The sequence below is a fragment of the Arsukibacterium sp. genome, from assembly GCF_036735525.1.
GTDB lineage: Bacteria > Pseudomonadota > Gammaproteobacteria > Enterobacterales > Alteromonadaceae > Alishewanella.
On the sequence record NZ_DAINOE010000004.1, the window covers coordinates 58,849 to 70,192 of the forward strand.

At 49.2% G+C, this 11,344-nt stretch carries 10 protein-coding genes; 4 read left to right on the forward strand and 6 right to left on the reverse strand.

The genetic code is table 11. From position 1 onward, the window contains the following. Positions 1-6 precede the first annotated feature (6 nt). Together V7D78_RS01705 and V7D78_RS01710 are read right to left on the reverse strand one after the other, a co-directional pair. Positions 7-1,041, reverse strand: coding sequence for an HD-GYP domain-containing protein (locus V7D78_RS01705; RefSeq protein ID WP_333606695.1), 1,035 nt, complete (start codon positions 1,039-1,041; stop codon positions 7-9). 103 nt (positions 1,042-1,144) lie between these two features. Beyond that, a complete protein-coding gene (locus tag V7D78_RS01710; RefSeq protein WP_333606696.1) occupies positions 1,145-2,281 on the reverse strand; it encodes an HD-GYP domain-containing protein in 1,137 nt (378 codons plus the stop codon). A gap of 295 nt (positions 2,282-2,576) precedes the next feature. Here V7D78_RS01710 and V7D78_RS01715 point away from each other — a divergent pair, with 295 nt between their 5' ends. After that, the gene (locus tag V7D78_RS01715) at positions 2,577-3,095 is read left to right on the forward strand and encodes an Lrp/AsnC ligand binding domain-containing protein (protein ID WP_333606697.1); all 519 of its coding nucleotides are present in this window, start codon (positions 2,577-2,579) and stop codon (positions 3,093-3,095) included. A 1-nt stretch (position 3,096) separates the two neighbouring features. Here V7D78_RS01715 and V7D78_RS01720 read toward each other — a convergent pair whose 3' ends face one another. Then, the gene (locus V7D78_RS01720; RefSeq protein WP_333606698.1) at positions 3,097-3,690 is read right to left on the reverse strand and encodes a TIGR04211 family SH3 domain-containing protein; all 594 of its coding nucleotides are present in this window, start codon (positions 3,688-3,690) and stop codon (positions 3,097-3,099) included. A 105-nt stretch (positions 3,691-3,795) separates the two neighbouring features. Here V7D78_RS01720 and V7D78_RS01725 point away from each other — a divergent pair, with 105 nt between their 5' ends. Together V7D78_RS01725 and glnE are read left to right on the forward strand one after the other, a co-directional pair. Beyond that, a complete protein-coding gene (locus V7D78_RS01725; protein ID WP_333606699.1) occupies positions 3,796-4,707 on the forward strand; it encodes a CYTH domain-containing protein in 912 nt (303 codons plus the stop codon). 9 nt (positions 4,708-4,716) lie between these two features. After that, entirely contained in the window at positions 4,717-7,554 is a 2,838-nt protein-coding gene (glnE, locus tag V7D78_RS01730) for a bifunctional [glutamate--ammonia ligase]-adenylyl-L-tyrosine phosphorylase/[glutamate--ammonia-ligase] adenylyltransferase (protein ID WP_333606700.1), read from the forward strand. Here the strand turns inward: glnE and V7D78_RS01735 are convergent. The 3 genes from V7D78_RS01735 to tolC form a co-directional block, all read right to left on the reverse strand. After that, positions 7,499-8,080: a TcpQ domain-containing protein gene (locus V7D78_RS01735; protein WP_333606701.1), complete on the reverse strand. Its 582-nt coding sequence runs from the start codon at positions 8,078-8,080 to the stop codon at positions 7,499-7,501. The two genes, glnE and V7D78_RS01735, sit on opposite strands and share 56 nt — an antisense overlap. A 45-nt stretch (positions 8,081-8,125) precedes the next feature. Further along, positions 8,126-9,052, reverse strand: coding sequence for an LpxL/LpxP family Kdo(2)-lipid IV(A) lauroyl/palmitoleoyl acyltransferase (lpxL, locus tag V7D78_RS01740; RefSeq protein WP_333606702.1), 927 nt, complete (start codon positions 9,050-9,052; stop codon positions 8,126-8,128). 165 nt (positions 9,053-9,217) lie between these two features. Further along, a complete protein-coding gene (gene tolC / locus V7D78_RS01745; protein ID WP_333606703.1) occupies positions 9,218-10,513 on the reverse strand; it encodes an outer membrane channel protein TolC in 1,296 nt (431 codons plus the stop codon). A gap of 117 nt (positions 10,514-10,630) precedes the next feature. Here tolC and V7D78_RS01750 point away from each other — a divergent pair, with 117 nt between their 5' ends. Beyond that, positions 10,631-11,326 carry an NUDIX domain-containing protein gene (locus tag V7D78_RS01750; RefSeq protein ID WP_333606704.1) on the forward strand — a complete coding sequence of 232 codons (696 nt, stop codon included), beginning with the start codon at positions 10,631-10,633 and terminating at the stop codon, positions 11,324-11,326. The last annotated feature ends 18 nt before the right edge of the window (positions 11,327-11,344 follow it).

Consider the following 11,344-nt stretch of genomic DNA (forward strand, 5'->3'; position numbering starts at 1 on the left):
AGTGTGTCAGGCATTCAGAATAAAATCGTTGAAAAACTTATTAATATCAATATTGTATTCAGCAGGGTCAACTGCAGACTCAATTTTTTCATTGCAATTTTTTGCTGCCAGGTCGAGTGTCACCGGGTTTAAATAATGCCGTTGTTTGCAATGGTAAAACACCTTCACCAGAGGGCAGGCGAGTTTCGCTGGATTATTTTCTAACACTAATGCCAGTTTTTGGCTTTCAAGTTTTACCAGAGTGCCGGGCGGGTACATGCCAACAGCCCCAATAAATTGCGTCACCAGATCCGAGTCGAAGTGACTTGGACTGTCTTTTCTTAAAATCTTAAGGGCTTTAATTCCCGTCTGCCCGTCTTTATAAACTCGGGTTGCAGTAATAGCATCGTAAGTATCAACAATAGCTATCATACGAGCATGTAAGGAAATCTGATGATCTTTTAGTCCTTGCGGATAACCATTGCCATCCAGGCGCTCATGGTGATTTGCAGCCACATCGAGGCTGACAGCAGAAATCCCCTCCGATTTCATTAAAATATCTCTGCTGTAGACAACATGTTTGCGCATTTCAGCAAACTCGGTCTCTGTCAGCCGCCCTGGTTTGTTTAAAATGGCATTTGGCACTTGTATTTTGCCAATATCATGCAGCAGTGCTCCGGTGGCAAGTTGCTCTATAGTGGCGTCATCTAACTTGAGGTAGCGGGCAAAAATCGTTATTAAGATGGCAACATTTACTGAGTGTTCAAGCAGATAAGCGTCTTTTTCACGCATTCTGCTGATACAGAGCAGGGCATCTTGATTTCTAAAAAGGGAATCAATAATACCATCAGCACAACGCTGAAATTCGGCAACATCTATAGGATTACCTTTTGCAATACCTTGAAATGCACGTTGCTGTAACTCACGCGCTTCACGATAAAGGTGCTGGGCATTATGGATTTCTTTAGATAAAGAGACTGGTTTTATCCGGTCTTTTCGCGTAGGTGCCATTACTTTGGCTGACATAGTAAAGCTGTCACTGATATCAGACTCTGAAGACATAGCATAACCACAGAATAAACTAATATATAAATACTAGCTGTTCGGTTTGCAGGTCACAAGTATCCGTCAGTGATATATTTACGGGCATCCCATAAATGGATACTCAAAAGTAATTCCGCACATCCAACCCATATTTTCTTAAATCGACGCAGGCTTCTATCTGCTCTTCCTGTTGCCGGGCCAAATCCAGCACCTTAGGCGGAATATGGTGTTGATGCACACTATGGTAGAAAAGCTTCACTTTCGGCTTAGTCGGGTTTTTGCTGTTATTTTCCAGCACCAGCGCTAACTTGCCGGTACTGAGTTTCACCACACTGCCCGGTGGATAGATGCCTATACACTTAATAAAAAGTTGTACCAATTCGCTATCGAGTTGAGCAGGGGTTTGTTTGAGTAATTGCGCCGAGGCTGCCGCAGGGTTAACCAGCCCTTGTTGCGGATTGGTCAGGTTTTCGTAGCGGTTTACAATGGCCAGCATGCGGCTGCCATTGTGAATTTGCTGGCCTTTAATTGGAGGTGCACCACTACCATCCAGCAGCGCACAATGCTGACTTATCCACAAAGAGATTTCCCCAGCAAGGTTTTTATTGCGTTGCAACACCAGTAAGCTGGTGTTTATGGCTTGTGCGTCTGGTTTGCCTAACAGTTCAGGATCTAATGCCTTACCCACATCATGTAATAAACCGGCAGTAATTAACGCCTCAACTTTATGGCTCGGCAGGTTTAAAAAACGGCTGAAAGCGGCAAGATAAACTGCGCAATTCAGGCTGTGTTGTAACAAGCTGTCACTTTGCTCGGCAATCCGGGTTAAACACAGCAACACGTCCTGATTGCGCATCACCGATTCTGAGATGCCGGCACTGACTTCATGTACCAGGCTTAAATCTATCGGTTTTTGCTGGCGCGCCGCATCCTGAATGCTTTGTTGCAGGCGGGTACTTTGTTTTAGTAAACGTTCGGCGCGGGGCAATTCAGTGACAAATAAGCTGCGAACCGGGCCTTCCGGCTGAAAGCTGATAGGATCTTCTGCTGCCGGCACGGGCTGCAGTGTACTGGTGTGCAGTTGCCTGGCGGGGTCAACCAACACCTGCAATACACCTTTTTCGCGCAGCATATTGATGGCTGCAGCTGAACGTACCCACCCAGCATGTTTAACGCTAATTTCTCCGGTTTGTTGCGTAACTGCAACAACGTAGCTTCCCGGAGCAAGATCTGCGATTGAAACATGTTGATAGGCCATGCCGGCTTACACCTCGATATTGTGTTAAGAGCAAGGCATTTTAATGTAAGAAGCTTAACATGAGGTTAATTCGCGTTAGCTGCCCGCTGCCCTGCGGTATACGACTCTAGTTCAAGCATAGCAAAAGCCACAGATAATGCGGATTTTTGCGAATAAATTTAATCTAATTTAGCTACTAGTCAATTTGACAAGCATAGCTTATTACAAACTATGCTGCTGTTAGAAGTTGTTAATATTCATTGGTTATTTTTGGTATATAATTCTGCCTTATTGGCGGTTAACCACAGATATTGATATGACGACTCCACTAAAACCCAAGGCGCTGGACCGTATCGACATTAGCATTTTAGATACGTTGCAAAAAGAAGGAAGGATTGCCAATGTTGATCTGGTTAAAAAAGTTAACCTCAGTGCCAGCCCCTGCATTGACCGGGTAAAGCGGTTAGAAAAAAATGGCTACATAGAAGGGTATGGCGCCCGTTTAAATGCCAGTAAGCTGGGCTTTGGTACTACAGTTTTTATTGAAATAACCCTGGATAACACCACCAGTGCAGTGTTTGATCGCTTTAAAAACGAAGTGCTTAAGGTGCCACATGTGGTGGAATGCCATATGGTAGCAGGTGGTTTTGATTACTTATTAAAATTGCGTTTACCCAACATGGATGCGTACCGGCTGATCCTGGAACAAATTGTTGATTTACCTGGCGTGGTCAAAAACCATACCTATGTAGTGATTGAGCAGGTAAAAAATGATATGGGGTTGCCGCTGAAACAGCATGCTGATGCCGGCACCCCACCGCTAACTCAAAGCTAAGTTACATCCAGCGATCGCCACCACGGCGTTTTGGCCATACCAGTGGTAACACCAGGCCAAAAAATAAGCCCAATACTAAGATGCCCGCGCCCAGTACCATAGGGTTTTGCCAGAAAGAGCTTTGGGTAGCATCCAGTTCAGTGCTTAAGCGCTCATTAGTGCGGCTAACTTGTTGTAGTTCAGTTAAGGCATTGTCGCGCTCAGCCAGGGCAGTGCGTAACTGGTTTTGTAAACCGTCACGCAATTGCTCTAATTGCAGCAGTTGTTGCTGCTGCTCATTGTAGCGGCTGTTCAAATGTTGTAACTGGCTGACCAAACCCGGGTTAAAGGTCACGTGTTCTTTTGGTAACCAGCCGGTTTTGTTACCATCATAACGAATTTGGGCATAGCCACTGTCCTCTGAGACAAAAGTCACATCAGTGCCTGCGTTAATGGTGCCGACGATACGATATTGGTTACCCGGGCCAGAATGCAGATAGACAAAGAGCGCATCACTGATAAAGGCTGGCCTTTCATTCGCCTGAATCATGCCACTGCCAAACAGGGCGCTGAATAAAAATAAGGTGAGCAAGGTGCTGCGAACAATACTAAACATAGGTATCCTGCTTGCTGAAAAACTGATAAAGGTGGTCGCTTTTGTTATCGGATGATAGGCAGTTGTGCGGCGCTTGACAAGGTTTAATCTTAAGGACTTGGCACCATGGCATTAGAAATAGAATTAAAATTCAGCTTATGCAGCGAGGCAGCTACGCAGTTGCCCGCTTTGCTGGCCAAGCTGGGTTATGCTCAACTACCCGGGCAGTTTATGCTGCATAATGCTTATTTTGATGCTTATATAGACACAGAATCCGACCAACAAACTCCCTGGTTTCGCCATCATGATATGGGCTTACGGAGCCGCCAGAAGCAGGGCCGCTTTGAGCAAACTTTAAAGCTGGCTGGCACGCAGCATGGCGCTTTACAGCAGCGGCCAGAATATAATGTGCCCTGCAGTGGTTTGTTACCGGTATTGGCCGATTTTCCGGTCGAAGTATGGCCAGCAGACGTTGACATCCCGCTCTTACAACAACAGTTGCAGCAGCTATTTAACACTGATTTTTTACGCCAGTGCTGGCTACTTGAAGTGGCTGCAGGCTGTCAATTGGAGCTGGTGTACGACAGTGGCCTGATTAAAACCGCGACCGCTGAACAGCCGATAGCTGAGTTAGAACTGGAACTGATAAGCGGTCCGGTTGAGCCACTATTTGAGCTGGCCGGGCAGCTTATCCAGCATTTACCGCTGCGCACCGGCTGGCTTAGCAAGGCTGCCCGAGGTTACTTGCTGGCTGGCGTTAATCAGCTAACGCCATCTTATCAGGTGCCCTCTACCCTATCCGCCCAGGTGCGTGCCTTGCAGCATACTGAAGCCTGCTATTTGTACCAGAGTGAGCCAGCGCTATTAGCGCATTGTCAGTTATTGCTGCAGGCACTGCTACCCTCTTTGACGGCAGAGTGCCAGCGTTTAGCTGAGGAATGCCTGCAACAGTTGGCCGTTAGTGGTGCTGCGGTGTTTAGCGCTAAGGCCTACAATCTGTTGTTACTGCGGCTGGCCCGCCAGTTGCGGGCGGCTTAAGGGCATAACATGAATTCAGCATACTGGCAGCAACAATGGGCAGCGCTGTCTACTGACAGCCTGAGCGCAGCAGAACAACAGCAATTGCAACTATTATTACAAGCAAGCCGTTTTATCGGCCGCACTCTGACGCAGCAAAGTGCCTTAATGAGTGAGTTTACTGATAGCCAGGTGCTGCAACAGGCTTTGGTGGCACAGCAACAAACCGGGTTGTTAACCTTTGACGATGCGCCTGAAACGGAAGTCTTCGCAAGACTGCGCCGTTATCGTAATGCGGCGTTATGTCGCATTATGGCGGCCGATGTATTGCAATTACATGATACTGAGCAAAGCCTGCTGGCAGTATCGCAACTGGCGGAGCAGCTGATTAATAGCGCCTATCAGTGGGCATATCAGCAGCAGTGTGGTCAAAGCGGTACCCCTTATGATGAGCAGGGGCAGCCAATGCCGATGTTAATTTTGGGCATGGGTAAGCTGGGCGGGCGCGAGCTGAATTTTTCCTCCGATATTGATCTGATTTTTGTCTATCAGGGCCATGGTGAGACTGTGGGGGGCCGGCGGCCTTTGGAGCATCAGCAATTTTTTACTAAGTTAGGGCAAAAAGTCATCGCCGCGCTGCATCAGGTTACCGCCGATGGCTTTGTGTACCGGGTCGACATGCGGCTACGGCCCTTTGGTGACAGTGGCCCGCTGGCACTGAGCTTTGCCGCACTGGAAGATTATTATCAGGAGCAGGGTCGCGAGTGGGAGCGTTATGCGCTGTTAAAAGCCCGGGTGCTAAACCCCGATAATAAACACAGCCTGGAGCTGCAGCAACTGTTAAAGCCCTTTATTTACCGGCGCTATATTGATTTTTCGGCTATAGAGTCTTTGCGTCGAATGAAGCAGTTAATAGAACAGGAAAACCGTCGCCGCAATCGTCGTGACAATATTAAGCTGGGAGCCGGCGGCATTCGTGAGGTCGAGTTTGTGGTGCAAACCTGGCAATTGATCCGCGGTGGCCGTATACCTCAGTTGCAGCAGCCCTCGATTCTGGCGGCACTTGCGGCGCTGGTCAGCCACGGCTTATTAACGCAGCAGCAGGCCAGCCAACTGAAAGCAGATTATTTGTGGCTACGTCGGGTAGAGCAGGCACTGCAGGGTATAGACGATCAACAAACCCAAACCTTACCCAGTGATTCGACAGAGCAACAGCGTTTGTTAGTGTGTTTACAGCAGGCAGATTGGCAAGGCTTACAGCAGCAGATTGAGCAGGCGATGGCGCGTATCCATCAACAGTTCCGTTTGGTGATTGACCACGAAGATAATACTGAACCAGAAGACATTAACTTGGGCCGCCTGATATGGGATAGTCAGTTAGCGCCAGCCGAACTGGCCGAGCAACTGGACTGGTTGGATGCAGACAGTGCCTGTGAGTTAATCAGCTTGTTGCAGCAATTCCGCCAGGACAGTCAGCGGCGCAGTGTCGGGCCACGTGGTCACGATTATCTGGCCAAGTTGATGCCGCAACTTATCGCCGTGATGCAACAGCAGCAGGCGCTCCCCGCTGTATTGGGCCGGGTGCTGGGAGTGTTCCGGCAAATTATGACCCGCACCGCCTATCTGGAATTATTATATGAAAATCCGGCAGCATTGCAGCAGTTGCTGTTGTTATGTACCCAAAGCGGTTGGCTGGCTGAGCAATTGGCGCGCTATCCGATGTTGCTTGATGAGCTGATTGACCCATCGCAGTTGTATCAGGTGGCCACTAAAGCAGATTATCAGGACAGGTTACGCCAGTATTTGTTGCGGGTACCAGAAAATGATTTAGAGTTGTTGATGGAAACCTTGCGCCAGTATAAACAAGCGCAGCAGTTACGTATTGCCGCGGCCGATATCAGTGGCGTTTTGCCACTGATGAAGGTCAGTGATCATTTAACCTGGCTGGCTGAGGTGATTCTCGAGCAACTGGTCAATCTGGCCTGGCAGCAAATGGTCGCCCGTTATGGTTTCCCTGAAGGCGCCAGCGAGCAGCAGCGGGGGTTTGCTATTATTGGTTATGGCAAACTGGGCGGATTAGAGCTGGGCTATGGTTCTGACTTGGATCTGGTGTTTATTCATCAATGTGACAGCTTGCACAGTACCTCAGGCGATAAAGGCATTGATTCCCGGCAATTTTACCTGAAACTGGCGCAGCGGGTTTTACATTTAAGTACTACCCGCACCAACTCAGGGGTGCTGTACGATATCGACACCCGTCTTCGACCTTCGGGTAATTCCGGCTTGCTGGCCATTCATATCGATACTTATCAGCAGTATCTGGCCGAAGAAGCCTGGACCTGGGAACATCAGGCATTAGTGCGTGCCCGTATTGTCTGCGGTTCGCCGGAGCTGGTACAAGGTTTTAATGTTATCCGCCAACAAATGTTAGGCCGGGTGCGTGATTTGCCCAGCTTGCGCCAGGATGTACTTAATATGCGCAATAAGCTGCGCCAGCATCATGGCTCGGCTGAGCAGGATGTCAAACACAGTCTGGGCGGTATTATTGATCTGGAGTTTATGTCGCAGTACCTGGTGCTGGCTTACAGTGGCCAATATGCAGCGCTGCATCGCTGGACCGATAATATCCGCATTTTGGAAGCGGCTGCTGAAGTGGGTTTACTCACTTTGGCACAGGCAACAGAATTAATTGCCGCTTATCAACTGCTAAGAGGTGCCGGTCATCGCCTGACTCTGGCGCCGGCTAGCTTAAAGGATGATGAGCGCCTGGCACCCGCGCGTCAGGCGGTCATGCAGGTGTGGCAGCAGCTGTTTACAGCCCCGCCAGCTGACTGGTTGGCAGGCAATTCTGCTGCAGATAAGGGCTAAGTTTGTCGGTGACCACTAATGCCCGGGCATCCGGGCAAAAAAACACCAGCACAGGTCTTGGGAAGTCTGCAGCGATGGCTTTGCCAACGTCATGTGCTGAGCCAAGCAGACTGCTATTGGTTTGAAAGTATTGTTTAACGATGTAATCGCGCGGCAAGGTCCAGAACAACTCGACATCTTCTGCACGGCTAAACTCTGTCAGCCGGGTTTTTAAGGTATCACCTTTGCGAAAACGCCGGTCGGTAACAGTACCACGCCAATTGAGTGACAGTGGTAACACGGTTTCACTACGTCGTTGTAGTTGGCGCGGAAGGATTTCGCTGGTGTCAGGCAGGGTGATCTGAAAATCGCTGGGTTTGTCTCCACGACCAAAGGAGCCGCTGCGAATTTTACCGTAAAAATTGCTGAAACCTTCAGCTGCCCGGTTAACCGATTCCTGGCGAATGATAAAATCCGGCCGGGTCAGTAGTAAATACGCGATGCCGACGATAATCACCAGTAGTAATAACGTAAAAAACCATTTCATATTATGTTTACTCTCGTAAATCTATTAAGTTAGCTCAGGCCTGGTTCAATGATACAGCGAAGGCGCATCTGGCTCTGGCCGCGTTTTAAAGCGCCGATGTAACCACATATATTGCTCCGGATGTTTCAGCACTGCTTGCTCCACCCATTGGTTGACCCGGATCACATCGGCTTTGTCATCGCCAGTGGGAAACTGCTCTAGGGGGGGCAAAATTTCAATCTGGTAACCTTTATAATCAGGCAGTCGATAGCTGTAAATCGGGATCACCACGCAGTTGGCGGCTTTGGCAAACAGTAGGGTACCGGTGGTGGTGGCGGTGTCGGCTACAGCAAAAAAGGGCACGAATTCAGCTTTGTTTCGGCCATAATCCTGATCGGGTAAATAAAAGCACACTTCTTGTTCATTCAGTGCGTGAATAAGGGCTTTTACCTCGCGTTTGCCAATCATGTATTTGTTAGACTTAATACGGCCATGATATTGCAGGTAATCCATCAGCGGGTTGTTGTGCGGTCGGTAAAAGCCCACGCTGGGATGGGTTAAACCAATCACCCGGCCCGCGGCTTCTAAATGCAAAAAATGTCCTGACAGCAGCAACACCCCTTTGCCTGCGGCAATGGCATCTTTAAGATGATGATACCCGCTGAAATGTGCCAGCTTAGCAAAGCGCCAGCGCGGCCACCACCAACTAATAATTGTTTCAAATAAGGCCTTACCCGATTCTTCAAAGTTACGTTTAAGCAGGCTTTCACGCTCAGCGTCTGGCATATCAGGAAAACACAGTTGCAGGTTACGCCGCGCTACCTTAGCTCTGGATTTTAATGTTTTATGTAATAACCGGCCCAAAGCGGCACCCAACAGCATTAATACCCGGTAAGGCAACCAGCTCAGAAGCCACATCAAGCCCACACCCAGCCATAACAGCCAGTACTGCGGTAATAAAAATCGCCAGCTAAAAGTCGGAGCCTTTACCACACCAATGCCTCTAAAATGCTAAAAGCGCCATTGTAACGGAAAAAAGGCAACGGGAAAGCTAAAAACGCAAAAGCCTCACCTGCTTAGCGCTATGTGCTTTGCAGAGTGAGGCTTTTAAAATTGAGCAGTCAAACCTGAGCTAACTTAGCGGTTAAGTACTACAGGTTAGATAATTAAGGCGTTATTAATCGCCAATAAGTCGTTTTCTGTCAGACTGCCGGCCGCTTGCTTTAACTGCATCATTGCTAAAATGTAATCGTAGCGAGCGCCCGATAAATTGCGCTGGGCATCAAACAGGTTACGGGTACTGAACAATACATCAACTATGGTACGCGTACCTACTTCAAAGCCTGCTTCGGTGGCTTGCAGCGCACTTTGCGCCGAAATCACCGCTTGCTCAAGTGCGCGAATTTGCGACATTTGCGAGTTAACATTGTTAAAGGAGCTGCGCACCTGTCGTACCACTGAACGGTGGTTTTGCTCCAGTGCCTGACTGGTTTCAACAAAGTTGGCGCGGGCCACTTCTACCTGGGCATCGACACCACCGCCGCGGTAAAGTGGGACATTGACATTCAGGCCAATGGAGCTACTGTCGCCGCGATCAAAGCCGGAGGTTTTGCTTGTACCCAGGTTAGCCGATGCCGACACGGTAGGTAAATGGCCAGCACGGGCTAAATTAATATCTAACTCAGCCACATCCAGTGCCACACGCTGCGCTTTTAACTGCAGGTTGTTGTTTTGTGCAATCTCTACCCATTCAGTGACTTGGGCTGGGCTGGGTGTACTGGTAGAAAATTTATCGGTATTGAGCTGCGCCACCTGGGCATGATACTGGCCGGTGATTTCACGCAGTGCTTCACGGGCATTCTCCAGCGCATTTTCAGCACCGATTTCACGGGCCACTACGCTGTCAAATTGTGCCTGAGCTTCATGTACGTCAGTGATGGCGGTTAAACCTACCGCAAAACGTTGTTTGGTTTGCTCTAATTGTCGCTCGATTGAGCGTTTTTCGGCAGCGACAAAGGTTAGCGTATCGCGGGCGCGCAACACATCAAAATAGGCACTGGTCACCCGCAATATGAGTTGCTGCACTTCAGCGTCATACAGAGTCTGGCTTTGCAGCGCCTGCTTTTCTGCCCGGCTCAGGTTTTGCCAGTTAGACCAGTTAAACACGGACTGACTTAAACTCAGCTCCGCCCCTACAGTGTTAGGACCACTAAAATTAAAGCTGTCATTACTGCCACGACCGGCGCTACCGCTCAGGGTAACACTGGGTAATAAGCTGGCTCGGGACACATCAATACGGGCAGCAAAGGCATTGCGGTTTGCCGCAGCACGTTGCACCACAGGATCTTTCTGTGTGGCTAACTGGTACACAGTTTGTAAGTTATCGGCGCTGACCTGCAGGCTGAATAAACTCAGTGATGACAGTACTACAGTACTTAACAGTGATTTTTTCATATTCACCAAATCCTGGCGTTAAAGGAAATTGCCCAAATGATAACCTGTTACGGTAAACTAAGTAATGATTAAACCGTAAAGTTACCGTCAAGAGTGTAACAAAATGTGAGGGCAATGATGTCTGACTTCAAGTGGCAACAGTATCCGTCTTTTCGTGCTGAGCAGGTAAAGATAATCGACCAAAGCACGGTTTTTCAGGGTTTTTTCCGGATTGAACAGCTGACCATTCAACACCCGTTGTTTGCAGGTGGTTACAGTGCGGCCTTTAGCCGCGAATTATTAGAGCGCGGTCATGCTGCTGTGGTGTTACCCTATAATCCACACACCGACGAGCTGGTGTTAATCGAGCAATTCAGAATTGGCGCGCTGGATAACAGTGGCCGTAGCCCCTGGTTGCTAGAAGCAATAGCCGGCATGATAGAGCCCGCAAGCACCGCTGAGGCAACAGCACTGCGCGAGGCCGAAGAAGAAGCCGGTATCAGGCTGGATGAATTGTGGCCTATGCTCAGCTACTTATCGAGCCCGGGTGGCACCACAGAGCGGGTGCAGGTATTTTTGGGCCGGTTGACGCAGCCGGTATCGCCCGGTATCTTCGGGCTGACAACAGAACATGAAGATATTAAAGTGCATCTGTTAAAGCGGGAGACAGCTATGCAACTACTGCAACAGCAACACATTGATAATGCCGCCACTGTTATAGCGCTACAGTGGCTGGCGCTGCATTTGCCTCAGGTGCAGGCCAAATGGGGCCAGACTCAGACGGACCTGGCTCACAGGGGCCATAGTAACGCGGTGGCGACAACCGATGACTGAGCGGTTGCTGCAACGGCG